General features: G+C 35.3%; 13 protein-coding genes, 1 tRNA gene and 3 rRNA genes. 6 read left to right on the top strand and 11 right to left on the bottom strand.

What is annotated here, in order from left to right; genetic code table 11:
- Positions 1 to 8 precede the first annotated feature (8 nt).
- The gene (locus tag BV55_RS0106050) at positions 9 to 1,010 is read right to left on the bottom strand and encodes a M42 family metallopeptidase (protein ID WP_029451917.1); all 1,002 of its coding nucleotides are present in this window, start codon (positions 1,008 to 1,010) and stop codon (positions 9 to 11) included.
- Positions 1,001 to 2,041, bottom strand: coding sequence for a M42 family metallopeptidase (locus BV55_RS0106045; protein ID WP_029451916.1), 1,041 nt, complete (start codon positions 2,039 to 2,041; stop codon positions 1,001 to 1,003). The genes BV55_RS0106050 and BV55_RS0106045 overlap by 10 nt, the downstream gene beginning before the upstream one ends.
- 355 nt (positions 2,042 to 2,396) lie before the next feature.
- Between BV55_RS0106045 and BV55_RS0106040 the strand changes: the two genes are divergently transcribed.
- The 4 genes from BV55_RS0106040 to BV55_RS0106025 all read left to right on the top strand — a co-directional run bounded on the left by BV55_RS0106040 (position 2,397) and on the right by BV55_RS0106025 (position 5,605).
- The gene (locus BV55_RS0106040) at positions 2,397 to 3,065 is read left to right on the top strand and encodes a DUF969 domain-containing protein (protein ID WP_029451915.1); all 669 of its coding nucleotides are present in this window, start codon (positions 2,397 to 2,399) and stop codon (positions 3,063 to 3,065) included.
- A gap of 13 nt (positions 3,066 to 3,078) precedes the next feature.
- Entirely contained in the window at positions 3,079 to 4,008 is a 930-nt protein-coding gene (locus BV55_RS0106035; RefSeq protein WP_029451914.1) for a DUF979 domain-containing protein, read from the top strand.
- Between the two features lie 138 nt (positions 4,009 to 4,146).
- A complete protein-coding gene (pcp, locus tag BV55_RS0106030) occupies positions 4,147 to 4,788 on the top strand; it encodes a pyroglutamyl-peptidase I (RefSeq protein WP_029451913.1) in 642 nt (213 codons plus the stop codon).
- A gap of 151 nt (positions 4,789 to 4,939) precedes the next feature.
- On the top strand, positions 4,940 to 5,605 hold the full coding sequence (locus BV55_RS0106025) for a Crp/Fnr family transcriptional regulator (RefSeq protein ID WP_029451912.1): 666 nt from the start codon (positions 4,940 to 4,942) through the stop codon (positions 5,603 to 5,605).
- Positions 5,606 to 5,734: 129 nt separating this feature from the next.
- Here the strand turns inward: BV55_RS0106025 and BV55_RS0106020 are convergent, their stop codons facing one another.
- Positions 5,735 to 6,361, bottom strand: a complete 627-nt coding sequence (locus BV55_RS0106020; protein ID WP_029451911.1) for a DUF975 family protein — start codon at positions 6,359 to 6,361, stop codon at positions 5,735 to 5,737.
- Positions 6,361 to 7,230 carry a DMT family transporter gene (locus tag BV55_RS0106015; RefSeq protein WP_029451910.1) on the bottom strand — a complete coding sequence of 290 codons (870 nt, stop codon included), beginning with the start codon at positions 7,228 to 7,230 and terminating at the stop codon, positions 6,361 to 6,363. Before BV55_RS0106015 ends, BV55_RS0106020 begins: the two co-directional genes overlap by 1 nt.
- Positions 7,231 to 7,765: 535 nt before the next feature.
- On the opposite strand from BV55_RS0106015, the gene BV55_RS0106010 reads away from it, so the two are divergent.
- The gene (locus BV55_RS0106010) at positions 7,766 to 8,245 is read left to right on the top strand and encodes a PTS sugar transporter subunit IIA (protein ID WP_029451908.1); all 480 of its coding nucleotides are present in this window, start codon (positions 7,766 to 7,768) and stop codon (positions 8,243 to 8,245) included.
- A gap of 85 nt (positions 8,246 to 8,330) precedes the next feature.
- Here BV55_RS0106010 and BV55_RS15540 read toward each other — a convergent pair whose 3' ends face one another.
- The 6 genes from BV55_RS15540 to BV55_RS0105980 form a co-directional block, all read right to left on the bottom strand.
- Positions 8,331 to 8,477 carry a hypothetical protein gene (locus BV55_RS15540; RefSeq protein WP_157469611.1) on the bottom strand — a complete coding sequence of 49 codons (147 nt, stop codon included), beginning with the start codon at positions 8,475 to 8,477 and terminating at the stop codon, positions 8,331 to 8,333.
- Positions 8,478 to 8,675: 198 nt separating this feature from the next.
- Positions 8,676 to 9,224, bottom strand: coding sequence for a DUF7010 family protein (locus BV55_RS0106000; RefSeq protein WP_029451906.1), 549 nt, complete (start codon positions 9,222 to 9,224; stop codon positions 8,676 to 8,678).
- Positions 9,225 to 9,711: 487 nt separating this feature from the next.
- Positions 9,712 to 9,787: transfer RNA gene (locus BV55_RS0105995), tRNA-Lys, on the bottom strand.
- An 8-nt stretch (positions 9,788 to 9,795) separates the two neighbouring features.
- Positions 9,796 to 9,912 (bottom strand): 5S ribosomal RNA (gene rrf / locus BV55_RS0105990).
- A 48-nt stretch (positions 9,913 to 9,960) separates the two neighbouring features.
- Positions 9,961 to 12,864, bottom strand: a 23S ribosomal RNA gene (locus BV55_RS0105985).
- 410 nt (positions 12,865 to 13,274) lie between these two features.
- Positions 13,275 to 14,786 (bottom strand): 16S ribosomal RNA (locus BV55_RS0105980).
- Together the 16S, 23S and 5S rRNA genes with 1 tRNA gene alongside form the textbook arrangement of a ribosomal RNA operon.
- Before the next feature lie 751 nt (positions 14,787 to 15,537).
- On the opposite strand from BV55_RS0105980, the gene BV55_RS0105975 reads away from it, so the two are divergent.
- Positions 15,538 to 15,870: a DUF3784 domain-containing protein gene (locus BV55_RS0105975; RefSeq protein ID WP_029451905.1), complete on the top strand. Its 333-nt coding sequence runs from the start codon at positions 15,538 to 15,540 to the stop codon at positions 15,868 to 15,870.
- 221 nt (positions 15,871 to 16,091) lie between these two features.
- Here the strand turns inward: BV55_RS0105975 and BV55_RS0105970 are convergent, their stop codons facing one another.
- Positions 16,092 to 17,132: a helix-turn-helix transcriptional regulator gene (locus BV55_RS0105970; protein ID WP_029451904.1), complete on the bottom strand. Its 1,041-nt coding sequence runs from the start codon at positions 17,130 to 17,132 to the stop codon at positions 16,092 to 16,094.
- Positions 17,133 to 17,147 lie beyond the last annotated feature (15 nt).

The following is a 17,147-nucleotide window of genomic DNA, read 5'->3' as shown; positions in this document are numbered from 1 at the left end:
TGTATAATTTAAATAAGAGATTTCAAATAAGCTATTAGTAAAGCTTTAGTATTTTCTACATCTTTTAAGGATGCTACCGAAACTGAAGAATGTATATATCTACATGGTACTGAAATTGTAGATATTTTAGCTCCTCCACCTGTACCATGAATTGCTGCTGCATCATTTCCACCTGCTATAGCTCTTCTTCTTTGATACATAATATTTTCTTTATTTGCAATGTTAATTATATCTTCCGCCATATCTTCATTAAAAATACTTGTTCTATCCATTATAGATATAGCTGGTCCTTTTCCTATTTCTGTAGCACTTAAATGTGCTGGTACATTTGGCATATCAGCGCAAATAGTACCTTCTAGAACTATCCCTATATCAGGCTTAACCCCATATGCTGCTACAAAAGCTCCTCTTTCTCCAATTTCCTCCATAACGTTAAATGTTGCATATAAATCACAATCAAATTTTTCCTTTAAAGCCTCTATAAGCACATAACATCCCATTCTATTATCAAATGCTTTGCCTTTTATAAGGCCTTCCCCAAACTCTTCATACTTTGTTGAAAACACTATATATTCCCCAAGGTCAATTAAAGCCTTGCTTTCTTCCTTTGAATTACTTCCTATATCAATACAACAATCTCCATAAGAAAGATTTTTATTTCTTTCCTCTCCTGACTGAAGATGGATTGGTTTCACTCCAATAACCCCTGTTATGTTTTTCTTACCTATATATACAACTTTAGAGGGTATTATTTTGTTATTTATACCTCCTAAAGCGCTAAATCTTAAAGTTCCATCTTCATTAAATCCCGTTACTATAAAACCAACCTCGTCCATATGTGCATCTATCATTACCTTTGGACCATTACCTTTTTTATGTGCTATTATATTACCTATCTTATCTATCTTTATATCTGTTACATAGCTCTCTATTTCCTCTATTATTATCTTTCTTACATCACCTTCAAATCCAGATGGTCCTGAAGCGTTACAAAGCCTTTCTAAAAGCATAATAATTCCTCCAATTCCTCACCTTTTAATTTTTCAATAAATTTTGCAATTATTCTTCCGGTGTTTTTTATATCATCTATATTTATAACTTCTACTGAGGTGTGCATGTATCTAATTGGTATTGATATTAACAATGTTGGTATTCCTGTCTTTGCAACTTGTATATCCCAGGCATCTGTTCCTGTGTTACCTGGCTCCACCTCTACTTGGTACGGTATATTGTATTCCTTAGCTATTGCTACAAATCTTTCCCTAAGCTTTGGATGTATATTAGGGCCTATGCATATAACAGGTCCAAGTCCTAACTTATTATCCCGATCCTCATCCCCAAGCCTGCCACTATCAAAGGTAGTATCTATTGCAATACCTATATCTGGATTTATTTCATGGCTTGCAACTTTAGACCCTCTGTGACCAACCTCCTCTTGAGCTGAACATACAAAGTAAACATCCATATCATGATTTATATCTTTAAGCTCTTTTGCTGTAGAATATAATGCTGCAACTCCTGCCCTATCATCTGTGGCCTTGCAACTAACATTATTATTTAAAAGTTCACTAAACTTTCTATCTAGGGTAGCATAATCTCCAACCTTTACTATAGCCTCTAAAGCTTCTTTAGAATATCCTGTATCTATTAATAAATCCTCTGCCTTTACAGCCTTTTTTCTATCCTCATCATTCATAAGATGTGGTGGCTTAATACCTATTATTCCTTTTATCTTCTTTTCACCGTGAATAATTAATTCTTGAGATACTAATGTTTTCGCATCTATTCCAAAGGCCTTAAATTTCAGAAATCCTTTTTCCTCAATAGAGGTTACCATGAGAAATATCTCATCTGCATGTGCCATAACCATTATTTTGCCCTTTTTGTTACCTTCTTTTTTTATATACATATTGTTTATATTATCCACAGTAGTTTCTGAAACTTCACCAAATATATCCTTTATAATGGGATGTAAAAGGTGTTCTCTTCCACTAGGCGCGTGAGCTTCACATAATCTTTTTAAAACTTCTTTTTCCTCCATGTTTATCCCCCTTTAATAATTTAACTTAATGTTCTTTAAGTTCACTTAGATGCATCTTAAAACTTTACAAATATCTTTTTTATTACTATTTAACGCAGTTACCCTAGATCTAAACATAACTATATTTTAACATATAAGTGAATTGAATATATAAATATTTATTATTATAATGGTAACTTTTATAATAATAGAATACAAGGCTACATATACATATAATCATTTATTAAACTTTATATAATTTAACTTAATTTTTGTATACTAGGCTACTGAATTTCAAATATATTTAAGCTATAATAAATTAAATGCAGCTCCAATTTTCCAAATTATCTATTTATTGAAGGAGAGGATGGTAAACATGTTAAAACTTATCGGTATTTTAATTGTTATTATTGGTTTTAGTCTAAAACTTGATACTATCGCAGTTGTATTAATATCAGGTGTTGCAACTGGACTTGTGGCTAAGATGGGGTTCATAAATATACTAAATGTCCTTGGTAAGGCATTTGTTGACACAAGATATATGACCTTATTTGTACTTACGCTTCCTGTAATCGGAATCTGCGAGAGATATGGCCTTAAGGAAAAGGCTATAGATCTTATTAAAAAGGCTAGCGGTCTTACTACTGGAAGATTATTATCTATGTACTTATTTATAAGAGAAATTGCAGCTGCACTATCCTTAAGACTTGGTGGACATCCCCAGTTTATAAGACCTCTTATAAATCCAATGGCTCAAGGCGCTGCTATTAGTAAATATGGTGAAATAGATGAAGAAGATGAAGATAACATTAAAGCAATTTCTGCTGCTTCTGAAAACTATGGTAACTTCTTTGGTCAAAATGTATTTATTGCAAGCGGTGGTGTACTTCTTATTGTGGGTACATTAGGTGAACTTGGCTATGAAGCAACTCAACTAAACGTAGCTAAAGCCTCAATACCTATTGCAATAATTGCCTTTATATTTGCATCTATTCAATTTTTATTAACAGACAAAAAGCTAAATAAAAAATATAAATCAAAATAAGGGGGACGTTAAGATGGATATAAAACAAATTTCAAGTTTTCTTTTAGAATTCTTTTATGTACTATCTGGAATAATAATGCTTTTTGCAGCTTTTTATACACTAAAAGATAGCACACATACGGCAAAAGTTGGGACCTCCTTATTTTGGTGTATCCTAGCTGTAATATTTATATTTGGTAAAGTTATGCCACCTGCTTTAGTAGGGTCACTTCTTCTTGTAATGGGAGCTTTAACTGTGACAAAGCAGGTAAAGGTAGGATCTATAGCTAATCCTTCTGATGAATTTAGAGAAAAACAATTTAAAAAGATTGGTGGTAAAATATTTTTACCTTCCATATTATTAGCGGTGTCAGCTTTTGCTATAGCTCAGTGGACAAAGCTTGGCGGACAAGTTGCTATAGGTTTATCAGCTTTAATAGGTCTTATAGCTGCTCTTTGGATTACAAAATCTCCAGTAAAAAACATTGCTTTAGATGGTGATAGGATGCTTAAACAAGTTGGACCTGCAAGTATACTTCCACAATTGCTGGCAGCCCTTGGTGCTCTATTTACCGCTGCTGGTGTTGGTGAGGTTATATCTAGTGGTATATCTTCCATAATACCAAAAGGCAATATATTAGCAGGTGTAATAGCCTATTGCATCGGTATGGCTTTATTTACTATGATAATGGGAAATGGCTTTGCAGCCTTTGCAGTTATAACTGCTGGTATAGGTGTTCCCTTCGTATTTGCCCAAGGTGCTAATCCAGCAATAGCAGCTTCTCTTGCATTAACAGCTGGTTTTTGTGGAACCCTTATGACTCCAATGGCAGCAAACTTTAATGTAGTTCCCGCTGCACTTTTAGAAATGAAAAATAAAAACAAAGTCATTACAGCGCAAGTACCAGTAGCTTTTGCTCTACTTATAGTTCATATTATACTTATGTATTACTGGGCATTTTAAAATATAATAAGACTTAAGACTTATGTATATAATTTTACTAATCGTTTTTTATATTCTAACTTATAATTCATTTGCTTAAAATTTATTAAAAGCTATCAAAATAACATTAGATAAAGCTTAATTGAGGAGGTATATTAAATGAAAATTTTAGTAACAGGCTTCGATCCATTTGGAGGAGAAAGTATAAATCCTGCTCTTGAGGCAGTAAAAAAGATAAGTGATAATATAGATGGGGTAGAAATAATTAAAATTGAAGTTCCAACTGTATTCAAAAAATCTATAGACACTTTAGACAAAGCAATAGAAGCACATAAACCTGATGTAGTTTTATGTGTAGGCCAAGCTGGTGGAAGATTTGACATAACTCCAGAAAAGGTAGCTATAAACTTAGATGATGCTAGAATAAAAGATAATGAAGGTAATAACCCTATAGATGAACCAATATTCAAAGATGGAGAAACTGCATACTTTTCATCTTTACCTGTAAAGGCTATAGTGAAAAATATTAAAGAAAATAATATTCCATCTTCAGTATCTTATAGTGCAGGAACATTTGTATGTAACCACATAATGTATGGTTTATTATATCTTATAGACAAAAAATATAAAAATGTAAAAGGTGGATTTATACACGTTCCCTTTATTCCATCTCAGGTTTTAGAAAAGAAAAATATGCCTTCCATGGCTTTAGAAGATATAACTAAAGGACTAGAATTTGCTTTAAAAGCAATTATAGAAAATAAGGACGACATAAAAGAAACCGGCGGAAAGATATCTTAATGTATTGAATTATTCTCAATCAATTCTATAAAAATATATTTTATGTTATAATTAGTGAAGCTCATATTGTTTAAAATTTAAAACAATGTGGGCTTTACTTTAATATAATTTATAAGTAAATTCCTAAATTAATTTTAAAAAGGAGAAAAATATGTACAAGGAATTGTTTGATGAAAAGAAACAAAATGAAATGCAGCGGTTTTTTTTAGACGTGGTGTCACCACTTGGCAATTTCTATACCTATAATAAGAATCAAATCATTAACATAGATATGGAATACTTTGTAGCTATAGTTATAAAGGGTAGGTTAAAGCATTGCATTTGCAATGATAAGGGAGTTGAAAAGGTACTTTATTTTCTTAAGCCAGGTGAAATTTTTGGAGAAACAGACTATTTTGCTGGTGGAAACTTAAATCTTACAGCTATATCTATAGAACCAACTACCATTTCAGTATTATCTATGGAGCTTGTAGATAAACTTCTTTATGAAGAGCCTTTAGCTTATTCTTACTTTATACACAGTATAACGAGAAAGTATAGGATATCGATTTTTCAATTGTCTGATTTATTATTTAATTCCTCTAAATCTAAGGTAGCTAGCACACTCTATAGGTTAAGTCTACAAGATATAACCATTGAAAACGGTAAATATATTATAACTACTCCAATGACTCACGAAGATCTCTCTCACTTAATTGGTTGTTCCAGGGTTACTGCAACAAGGGTCTTAAAGTCATTAAGAGTAGATGGGGTTATATCTATAAACAAAAGGAAAATAATAATAAATGATATTAATAAACTAAAGTCATTTATTTAAATATAATAAGAAAGCTATGTGAAAATAACCGCTCAAATTATTTTGACATAGCTTTCTTATTTTGATTACTTATATAAAACTAAGATTCCATTTATTTCTTCGGTAATTTCAAAGCTAAAGCAATTAAAATTAGTAACTTTGAAATTCATCATTAAATTGTATTCTAACTAAGTCTTCATAAAAATTTATAGTTGAAAGATGATAATAAGGCTGAAGCCATATAAAACCTATTCCAACACTTAATAAAGAAAGTAAAGACCATCCTATAAAACTAAGCTGAAGGAATAAAAGTCTCATTAAATTTCCTTTCATATAGCCTCTACTCATAGATAAAGCTTCTATAGCACCAACATTTGGGTTGTCTACCATTATTGGAAATGCTTGCGAATACATAAGTGCTATAACTATACCAGGTATGATTAAAAGAATTATCCCCACAATTACGGCTAGCTGTATTATAACTCCAAGTAAAAATGTGTCTTTAAATTTGCTAAATCCACTAAATAATACTTCATAGGGTACATTTTCTCTGGTTCTTTTAAATTGTAGAAAGAACTTAGAAAGTCCAAAAATCATAGGACCTTGTAGTAATAATGAAATTATCCATCCTTCATCCCAAACGCTAGATACAGCCCCTGTTATAACTGCATATATTAAAAACCCTAATATAGCATTAAACCACCGTCCTCGTAGCTGGAACTTAGCATTGTCTTTTATTTCTCCATTGCCTTTGTAGTAATAACCTTGTTGTTGCATTAAATTATCCTCCTTTTTAAAAATGACAGCTTTGTTTCTGTAATTATTATAGCTAGGAATATTATACCACAGCCCATAAACATTTTTAAACTCAACTTTTCCCCTAATAATATTACAGAAGCTAAAGTTCCAAAAACAGCTTCTGTTGATAATATAATAGCTGTTTTAGTAGCAGTGGTATATTTTTGAGCAATATTTTGGATTAAAAAAGCTACAGTTGTACTTACAATTCCTAGATATAATATAGCAAGTCCGCCACTCTTTGTAATTGGTGCCCCACCTTTTGTCATAAACTGAGCCACAATAGAGAACAAAAATGCTACTATCATTTGTATAGTTGTTAATTGTATTGGATTATGCTTTTCTGCATAATAGCTTATAGCTGTAATGTGCATAGCAAATGCAAAGGCACAAATTAAAGTTAAGAAGTCACCAAAATTAATAGTAAAGCTTCCATCTAATGTTAAAAAACTAATGCCAATTACAGTTAATAAAGCTCCAACTAAGGAATATTTGTCTGGTCTTTTTTTTGCTAGTATCCAATATAAAAATGGAACTATTACCACATTGGTAGCTGTAATAAAAGCATTTTTAGAAGGAGTTGTATATTGAAGCCCTATAGTTTGAAATGCAAAAGCTATAAAAAGAAAAAATCCAATTAAGCTTCCCGCTTTTAAAACTGGGAGCTTAATCCTTTTAACTTCCTTCCAAAATAAAGTCACCATAGCAACACTTGATATAAAAAATCTATAAGTCATTATTTGAAAAGGTGCTAAATTTGCATCTAGGGCAACTTTAGATGCTACAAAGCCAGTACCCCATATTATTGCAACTAGTGCTAGTGATAAATCTGCTTTTTTATTTTTCATTAAATCATCCTTTACTACTTTTTAAGTGTCTTTTACATACTCCCCTGCTTAGCAAGCATTAAAAAAGTTGTTCCAGTTACATATACTTTACATGCTATTTTTCCACTTATGAATAAAATTCTAGATTATATTTACCACAATTCATTACATTATTATACTTATCCTTAATCATAGAAATCTTTATACCAAAATTTTTTCATCTTGCTCTAATTATATCATATTCTGGTATACATATTCCTATTTATAATTATTTAACTTAATACCATATCTTAAATAAATGTTGTATTATGTTATGTTGACAAATTCCTTAATAAAAATTATAATATATCATATAACGTGTTACTGTTAAATCAGGCATAAGTTTTATTACTTGTGTCTGGTTTTTTTATTAGTACCTAGATTATAGTAAATACCAAAATTATATTTAAATTTAAAGTATAATTGGTTATACTAAATTTAAAGGTTTAACATTTTATTATATAATATTGAAAGGATGTGAATTTTCTAGACTTATTATTAAGTCTAGAAGAACTATATGTTTGGACTTTTTAAAAAGGATTATGAATTATTTGCTCCTGTTAGCGGAGCTATTATGGATCTTTCACTAGTACCTGATGCAGTATTTTCTGAAAAAATGGCTGGTGATGGTATTGCTATAAATTCAACAGGAGATACCTTTGTTGCTCCAGCAGATGGAAACTTAACTGTACTATTTAAAACTAATCATGCCTTTGCTATGACCTTAAAAAATGGTGCTGAGATATTAATTCATATAGGCATTGATACCGTTGAATTAAATGGTGAAGGATTTGAAAGACTTGCTACTGAAGGAACTGACGTAAAGGCCGGAACCCCAATAATTAAAATAAACAGAAAACTTATTGAGGATAAAGGATTCTCGCTTATTACCCCTTTATTAATAACAAATTCAGATTCTGTAAAGGAAATGACTATGATAAAAAAGGGGTTAGTAGAAGCTGGAAAAGATAAGGTTATAAGTTACAAAGTAAAATAAAAAAGACACTTAGATTTTTTTGAAACCACTGGAAAATTTCTATTTTTCAGCGGTATCTATTTTCTAGGTGTCTTTTGTGTATTATTTAAAAATGCTCGCTTATATCCTTTTGTATCCTTTTTACATCTTTTAATCTAAGATTTGTAACTTCCCTTACCTTATCCCAGTCTTCTCCAGCTATAAGCATTTCTCTTGCTTTATTTCTAGCCTCATTAGGATTATTCATTTCCATGTTTTAAAATCCCCTTTCGTTTTTTACTATTATATTCATCAATTTATATATAAATATTATGAATGTTGTTACTTGTTATACGTTATTTATTTACTATTAGTATAGACAATTATTAAAAATTTATGCTATACCTTCTATTGATGAACATAATAAAAAACATTCACTTAAGGAATCTTTTTAAGGGTGATCTTTAAATCATCATGTTAGTTCTTCTACATTTAAAGTTTTATTTTCAACTATTAGCCAGAAGCAAAATATAACTTCAAATGTTATCATAATTATTGAAACTATAACCGCATTAAACATAATTCCAATAATAAATATACTAAAAGATATAATCACAGACATTACTGAATATGCCTTTGATTTATATAACCATCCAAAAGGCATTAAATGTGCCCCAAAGATAACTGCTAAAACCATTACCATCTTATCTGGAACTGTTGGATATACCCACATAGCAATTAGTATATATAAAAATTGATTATATGAAAATAAAATTCCTAATTTATTTAAAGGATTATCTTTTACTGAAAACTCTGCTTTTATTATCTTAGAAATCATATATGCAAGTGGTAAAAGCGGTGTTGTAAAACAGAATGTTAGCAAGTTTTTCGTTATAATATTTTTTATAGGGAGTAACCATACAACTAACACGGCACACCAAATAATAACAGATGCTATAATAAAATGTATCCCTTTTTTACTCCTTTTTGCAATATCCATTCTTAGTTGATCTAAATTCATCTATTTTCTCACCTTTCAAATATAAACACTCTCTGTAACTTGTGAAATCTATACAGATTCTATTACTAGTATATACTATTTTAAATTTAATCAGGTTAATAAAGCCTGTACATATAGATTATTTATAAATTACCTAGTACTATTAGTATACATAATATTACATCTAATTACTATATATTTCTATATCTTTATACATTTATAGATCACTTTATTACTAATTTATAAATCTATTATTTGTGTATTATAAAAATTTAATTGTAAGGGGAATTTTATACTTAGTGTAATAGGATTTTCAGGATCCATATATTTTATGATCCATTTCTAACTGATATAACACGCTAGATATATAAATAGCGGAGATATACTTTTGGTATTTTTTAATAATATTAAATACTAAAATAAAGCATCTTATTAAAGTTGCTACTACTTTAATAAGATGCTTTTAATATTAAGCAAAATAAAAAACCACTCATTATAAGTGGTTTTTTGGTGGCTTACCGGGGAATCGAACCCCGGACACCATGATTAAAAGTCATGTGCTCTACCAACTGAGCTAGTAAACCTTGTTCTCACCCGGCGACGACTTACTCTCCCACAAGGCCTCCCTTGTAGTACCATCAGCGCTTTAGTGCTTAACCATCCTGTTCGGAATGGGAAGGGGTGTTACCACTAAGCCATAATCACCGGATCTTTGAAAGATTTTGTTCTTTCAAAACTGCATATGGTTTAAAATAATTTGGTCAAGCCCTCGACCTATTAGTATCAGTCAGCTTAATACATTACTGCACTTACACCTCTGACCTATCAACCTCGTGTTCTTCAAGGGGTCTTACTAGCTTACGCTATGGGAAATCTAATCTTGAGGTGGGCTTCACGCTTAGATGCTTTCAGCGTTTATCCCGTCCCGACATAGCTACCCAGCAATGCCACTGGCGTGACAACTGGTACACCAGAGGTCAGTCCATCCCGGTCCTCTCGTACTAGGGACAGCTCCTCTCAAATTTCCTACGCCCGCGACGGATAGGGACCGAACTGTCTCACGACGTTCTGAACCCAGCTCGCGTGCCGCTTTAATGGGCGAACAGCCCAACCCTTGGGACCTACTTCAGCCCCAGGATGCGACGAGCCGACATCGAGGTGCCAAACCTCCCCGTCGATGTGGACTCTTGGGGGAGATCAGCCTGTTATCCCCGAGGTAGCTTTTATCCGTTGAGCGATGGCCCTCCCACGAGGTACCACCGGATCACTAAGTCCGACTTTCGTCCCTGCTCCACTTGTAGGTGTCGCAGTCAGGCTCCCTTCTGCCTTTGCACTCTTCGAACGATTTCCGACCGTTCTGAGGGAACCTTTGAGCGCCTCCGTTACTTTTTAGGAGGCGACCGCCCCAGTCAAACTGCCCACCTAACAATGTCCGGCACCCAGTTTCATGGGTATCCGTTAGAACCTCAGTACTGTCAGGGTGGTATCCCAAGGATGACTCCACTGAAGCTGACGCCCCAGTTTCTCAGTCTCCCACCTATCCTGTACAGACAATACCGAAATTCAATGCTAAGCTACAGTAAAGCTCTACGGGGTCTTTCCGTCCAATCGCGGGTAGCCAGCATCTTCACTGGCACTACAATTTCGCCGGATTTGCAGTTGAGACAGTGCCCAAGTCATTACGCCATTCGTGCGGGTCAGAACTTACCTGACAAGGAATTTCGCTACCTTAGGACCGTTATAGTTACGGCCGCCGTTTACTGGGGCTTAAGTTCATGCCTTCGCTTGCGCTAAGCATTCCCCTTAACCTTCCAGCACCGGGCAGGCGTCAGCCCCTATACTTCAGCTTTCGCTTTAGCAGAGACCTGTGTTTTTGCTAAACAGTTGCTTGGGCCTATTCTCTGCGGCCTACTTGCGTAGGCACCCCTTCTCCCGAAGTTACGGGGTCAATTTGCCGAGTTCCTTAACTGCAATTCTTCCGATGGTCTTAGGATTCTCTCCTCATCTACCTGTGTCGGTTTGCGGTACGGGCACTATTTTGCTCCCTAGAGGCTTTTCTTGGCAGCGTGGAATCAGATACTTCGGTCAAAATGACCTTCCCCATCACACCTCAGAATTGTCTGAACGGATTTTCCTATCCAGACTCCCTAAGTGCTTAGACTAGCATCCAATAGCTAGCACATCTTATCCTCCTGCGTCACCCCATTGGTAATAACGCTACATAGTGGTATCGGAATATCAACCGATTGTCCATCGCCTACGCCTTTCGGCCTCGGCTTAGGTCCCGACTAACCCTGGGCGGACGAACCTTCCCCAGGAAACCTTAGATTTTCGACCACTAGGATTCTCACCTAGTTCTCGCTACTTATGCCAACATTCTCACTCCTGTACCGTCCACCGCTCCTTTCGGTACGACTTCAGCCAGTACAGGACGCTCCTCTACCGCGTACATAAATGTACACCCATAGCTTCGGTGATAGATTTTAGCCCCGAACATCTTCGGCGCGGGATCTCTCGACTAGTGAGCTATTACGCACTCTTTTAATGAGTGGCTGCTTCTAAGCCAACATCCTAGTTGTCTTTGAAATCCCACATCCTTTTCCACTTAATCTATACTTTGGGACCTTAGCTGATGGTCTGGGCTGTTTCCCTTTTGACTACGGGCCTTATCACTCGCAGTCTGACTGCCGGACTAATAGTATGTGGCATTCGGAGTTTGATAGAGTTTGGTAACCTATACGGCCCCTAGCCCATTCAGTGCTCTACCTCCACTACTCATATCCGACGCTAGCCCTAAAGCTATTTCGAGGAGAACCAGCTATCTCCGGGTTCGATTGGAATTTCTCCGCTATCCACAGCTCATCCCATGGTTTTTCAACACCAATTTGGTTCGGTCCTCCACAGAATTTTACTTCTGCTTCAACCTGGCCATGGATAGGTCACCCGGTTTCGGGTCTACGACATGCAACTATTTGCCCTATTAAGACTCGGTTTCCCTTCGGCTCCGTACCTTAAGTACTTAACCTCGCTACATATCGTAACTCGTTGGCTCGTTCTACAAAAAGCACGTCATCACACACATAAGGTGCTTTGACCGGTTGTAGGCACACGGTTTCAGGTTCTATTTCACTCCCCTTCCGGGGTTCTTTTCACCTTTCCCTCACGGTACTTCTTCACTATCGGTCATCAAGTAGTATTTAGCCTTGGGAGGTGGTCCTCCCTGCTTCCCACAAGGTTTCACGTGTCTCGTGGTACTCTGGATCAGATCTTAGGCCTTCTTCTTTCGTCTACGTGGCTATTACACGCTGTGGCTCAACTTTCCAGTTGTATTCGACTAAAATACCGCCATATTAATGATCTGTCCACAACCCCAGAAATAAATTTCTGGTTTGGGCTCTTTCCCTTTCGCTCGCCGCTACTTAGGAAATCGAATTTTCTTTCTCTTCCTCCAGGTACTTAGATGTTTCAGTTCCCTGGGTGTACCCTTATATACCTATTTATTCAGTATACAATACATGGGGTTTACCCATGTGAGTTTCCTCATTCGGAAATCTTCGGTTCACAGCCTATTTGCGGCTACCCGAAGCTTATCGCAGCTTATCGCGTCCTTCGTCGGCTCTTGATGCCAAGGCATTCGCCATGTGCCCTTTGTAGCTTGACCTTCGTTCGTTATAACCTTCGTACTACTTCGTCAACTTCGCCGGTGCGGTGCTCATTTACAGTAAGTAAATTCCGCTCCTCCCGTCTTGTTTCCTCGTATTACTCGGTTCTAACTTCACTCAGAGAGTTTTTAAAAGTTTAATCATATTAAAATACAATTAAAGCTTAGTAAATAATCAATGAGTTATCATTTCAATCTTACAAAAGATTTTTCTTTTTAAAGTTTTACTTTGCTTTTAAACCATATGCAGTTTTCAAAGAACAAAAGCGGACATCCAAAATCTACGATTTTGAGATGGTCGGCTATTTTTCATGAAAGATACTTGATCTTTCAAAATTGAACAGAAAGATAAATTCCAGCTAGTACTAAGAGTTATAGACAAGCTATAATCTTAATACAGTTCTCCATAGAAAGGAGGTGATCCAGCCGCAGGTTCTCCTACGGCTACCTTGTTACGACTTCACCCCAATCGCTGACCCTACCTTCGGCCGCTGCCTCGCTTACGCGTTAGCGCACGGACTTCGGGTATTGCCAACTCTCATGGTGTGACGGGCGGTGTGTACAAGGCCCGGGAACGTATTCACCGCGACATTCTGATTCGCGATTACTAGCAACTCCGGCTTCATGTAGGCGAGTTTCAGCCTACAATCCGAACTGGGACGAGTTTTTTGAGTTTTGCTCCACCTCACGATATTGCATCTCGTTGTACTCGCCATTGTAGCACGTGTGTAGCCCTAGACATAAGGGGCATGATGATTTGACGTCATCCCCACCTTCCTCCTGGTTAACCCAGGCAGTCTCGCTAGAGTGCTCAACTAAATGGTAGCAACTAACAATAAGGGTTGCGCTCGTTGCGGGACTTAACCCAACATCTCACGACACGAGCTGACGACAACCATGCACCACCTGTCTTCCTGCCCCGAAGGGCTTCCCTAATTACAGGTAATTCAGGAGATGTCAAGTCTAGGTAAGGTTCTTCGCGTTGCTTCGAATTAAACCACATGCTCCGCTGCTTGTGCGGGCCCCCGTCAATTCCTTTGAGTTTTAATCTTGCGATCGTACTCCCCAGGCGGGATACTTAGTGTGTTAACGACGGCACGGAGGATTGGTATCCCCCACACCTAGTATCCATCGTTTACGGCGTGGACTACCAGGGTATCTAATCCTGTTTGCTCCCCACGCTTTCGAGCCTCAGCGTCAGTTATGGTCCAGAAAGTCGCCTTCGCCACTGGTGTTCTTCCTAATCTCTACGCATTTCACCGCTACACTAGGAATTCCACTTTCCTCTCCCACACTCTAGATACCCAGTTTGGAATGCAGCACCCGGGTTGAGCCCGGGTATTTCACATCCCACTTAAGTATCCGCCTACGCTCCCTTTACGCCCAGTAAATCCGGACAACGCTTGCCACCTACGTATTACCGCGGCTGCTGGCACGTAGTTAGCCGTGGCTTCCTCCTCGGGTACCGTCATTATCGTCCCCGAAGACAGAGCTTTACGACCCGAAGGCCTTCATCACTCACGCGGCGTTGCTGCATCAGGCTTTCGCCCATTGTGCAATATTCCCCACTGCTGCCTCCCGTAGGAGTCTGGGCCGTGTCTCAGTCCCAATGTGGCCGATCACCCTCTCAGGTCGGCTACGCATCGTGGCCTTGGTGAGCCGTTACCTCACCAACTAGCTAATGCGCCGCGGGTCCATCTCATAGCGGATTACTCCTTTAATAACTTTATCATGCGATAATGCTATGTTATGGGGTATTAATCTTCCTTTCGGAAGGCTATCCCCCTCTATGAGGCAGGTTACCCACGTGTTACTCACCCGTCCGCCGCTAAGTTATCCCCGAAGGAATAACTTCGCTCGACTTGCATGTGTTAAGCACGCCGCCAGCGTTCGTCCTGAGCCAGGATCAAACTCTCAATTTAAAAGTATACTCCAAATCTTCGATTTGGCGTAGACTTTTACTCCTCAGCTTTGCTGAGTGAGTTTCCATTTTCAGAATATCTGAATCTGAATTCTCTAAGTAAGTTTAATCTACTCAATTACATAATTCAAAAGAATTGCTGGTCTTTATATATCTTTTCTGTTCAATTTTCAAAGATCAATGTGCTTCTTTACCGAAGCAACTATATTAGTATATCATTTGTTTTCTAAGTTGTCAACAAGTTTTTTTAGAATCTTTAATGTTCTTATACTATGTAGTCAACTTTTGGTGAATCTTGTGCAGCTCTCTCGAGTGCTTACTTATAATAACATGATATTATAAGTAAGCAATACTCATTATGTCTGATTTGCAGTGATTATACTGTTATATCGCAAACTTACTATTATTTTGACCTTATTCCTTAGAATGATACACTAGGTGAGGTTTTCTTATAGTTTTACTATCCAATCAAGTGAGTCTTGTCCTGTCTTCGTTTACAATGCTAATTGAAGTAATAATTCAAATTTATCAGATTTAAATTAGGTAGCTAAAATAAATACTATATTACATGACTTTCATTAATATTAAAAATACATTTTATTAAGAAAAGGATTTAAAAAAATAAGAAAGCCTACATATAATTATGTAAAATATTTGTATAGTTATATCACTATGTTATATAATTGGATAGATACATAATAGTAATATATTATGTATCGGAGATTATTTATATAATAGGAGGGAAAGATTTTATGTCAGGAAATGATATCTCTGGATTAATAGTAACGGCTGTAATTGATTTAATTTTTATTGTTATTGGGATTTTATTATTATGTGGTAAAGGTTCTTTCCTTATTGCAGGATATAACACTATGTCAAAAGAGGAAAAAGAGGAATATAATTCAGTTGAATTATCAAAATTTATGGGTAAAATAGTTATTTTAATAGCATTTATTATACCTTGTTTTGCCTTGGGTGGAATTTATAAAATTTTATGGTTGCCAGTTGTAGGATCAATAGCAATTATTAGTCTTTCTATTTTCGCAGTTGTATACACAAATACAAAAAATCGGTTTAAGAAATAAATCAATTTTATAAAAGATAGGAAAGAAAGGTAATGGGAGAAAGAAAGCAAAGAGAAAAATGATATGAAAAGATTAGAGCTTTGAAAATCCATATCGTTTCTATGAAAATATAGAAGTGTTAAATTACGATATTGAATTTGACTATGTTGAATATTCACTCAATGTAGCCCTAATAAGTAAAGTGAGTTAATTCGGAAGATATGATAATACCTTAACCCCCTTTAGGTTCTATATATCCCAAAATCGGATAATATATAATTAAACACATCTTCAATCAGTTTTGTATTAACAATTAATTTAGTCTCTATATCTGATGATTGATGTTTAAGTAGTTCAACTGATGTAAGCTGATTTGTTTGATAAGATACTCCAGCCGGTGTAATACCTAAAACTTCTGCAATCTTTTTATTTGAATTTACACCAGAATGAATTAATGTAAGTATTTTAAACCTACTAGGGTCGGCTAAAGATTTCATTACTTGTTGTCTTCTTTCATTATTAAATAAGTCATTTATATTTTTATGTTTAAAATACTCAGGAAGATAAATTCCTGTAGCAAGAATTCTTTTGTTTCCAAATACCTCTGATATAAATAGATGTGCATTCATGTAAATAACATAATGCTCTGTATCCTCGAAATCTATAGAATCAATAAGCTTTGAAGAAACATATTCATCAAGCATATCACGATAAAACCTTTTAGGTTGCTCCTTTATCATTTTAATTATGGATTGCATTTTATCTTTACTTCTTTCTATAAGAACATCTTCATACCTATTAAAAATCGGATATAACTTTTCAAGTAGTTTTCTTATATCTATAAGTGTTTTACTTGTAGATTGAATCATACTTAATAAGTTCCATTTACCTCTAGAATCAGTATTTACACTCTCCACAATACTATAATCATCCTGGTTGTTATAATCATTAAATCCTATATTAAAGTTACTAAAAACAAGCTTTTTAAATTCATATTTTGTAATGGACTCTAATTCTTTAAAATAATCATATATGTTGTTAATCTGTTTTTTATCGTCCAAGTAAAAATATAAATTTAGAAACAGATTGTACTCAGGGCTAATATACTTATCAATTTCGGATTTGTATAATTTAATTTCATTTAGGTAAGAATTAACTGTATTAATATAATAAGTATCAGTTATTCTATAGGCTAATGAATTAGTATCCTCTATCTCATCCATTTCTAAATTAAAAGATTTTAGAAAATCTAATGCCTTTGCCTTTTCTATATCACATATCATTGCTTAATACCTCCT

The sequence above is a fragment of the Clostridium algidicarnis genome, from assembly GCF_000703125.1.
GTDB lineage: Bacteria > Bacillota > Clostridia > Clostridiales > Clostridiaceae > Clostridium_L > Clostridium_L algidicarnis.
Note: the sequence above shows the minus strand (reverse complement) of the source record. Positions and strands in the feature narration are given on the sequence as shown.

Excerpts from the sequence above, each read along its gene's own strand:
- BV55_RS0106025 (WP_029451912.1), top strand. The coding sequence starts at position 4,940 with ATGTACAAGGAATTGTTTGATGAAAAGAAACAAAATGAAATGCAGCGG.
- BV55_RS0106000 (WP_029451906.1), bottom strand. The coding sequence starts at position 9,224 with ATGAATTTAGATCAACTAAGAATGGATATTGCAAAAAGGAGTAAAAAA.
- pcp (WP_029451913.1), top strand. The coding sequence starts at position 4,147 with ATGAAAATTTTAGTAACAGGCTTCGATCCATTTGGAGGAGAAAGTATA.
- BV55_RS0105970 (WP_029451904.1), bottom strand. The coding sequence starts at position 17,132 with ATGATATGTGATATAGAAAAGGCAAAGGCATTAGATTTTCTAAAATCT.
- BV55_RS0106010 (WP_029451908.1), top strand. The coding sequence starts at position 7,766 with ATGTTTGGACTTTTTAAAAAGGATTATGAATTATTTGCTCCTGTTAGC.
- BV55_RS0106015 (WP_029451910.1), bottom strand. The coding sequence starts at position 7,230 with ATGAAAAATAAAAAAGCAGATTTATCACTAGCACTAGTTGCAATAATA.
- BV55_RS0106050 (WP_029451917.1), bottom strand. The coding sequence starts at position 1,010 with ATGCTTTTAGAAAGGCTTTGTAACGCTTCAGGACCATCTGGATTTGAA.
- BV55_RS15540 (WP_157469611.1), bottom strand. The coding sequence starts at position 8,477 with ATGGAAATGAATAATCCTAATGAGGCTAGAAATAAAGCAAGAGAAATG.
- BV55_RS0106020 (WP_029451911.1), bottom strand. The coding sequence starts at position 6,361 with ATGCAACAACAAGGTTATTACTACAAAGGCAATGGAGAAATAAAAGAC.
- BV55_RS0106035 (WP_029451914.1), top strand. The coding sequence starts at position 3,079 with ATGGATATAAAACAAATTTCAAGTTTTCTTTTAGAATTCTTTTATGTA.
- BV55_RS0106045 (WP_029451916.1), bottom strand. The coding sequence starts at position 2,041 with ATGGAGGAAAAAGAAGTTTTAAAAAGATTATGTGAAGCTCACGCGCCT.
- BV55_RS0105975 (WP_029451905.1), top strand. The coding sequence starts at position 15,538 with ATGTCAGGAAATGATATCTCTGGATTAATAGTAACGGCTGTAATTGAT.
- BV55_RS0106040 (WP_029451915.1), top strand. The coding sequence starts at position 2,397 with ATGTTAAAACTTATCGGTATTTTAATTGTTATTATTGGTTTTAGTCTA.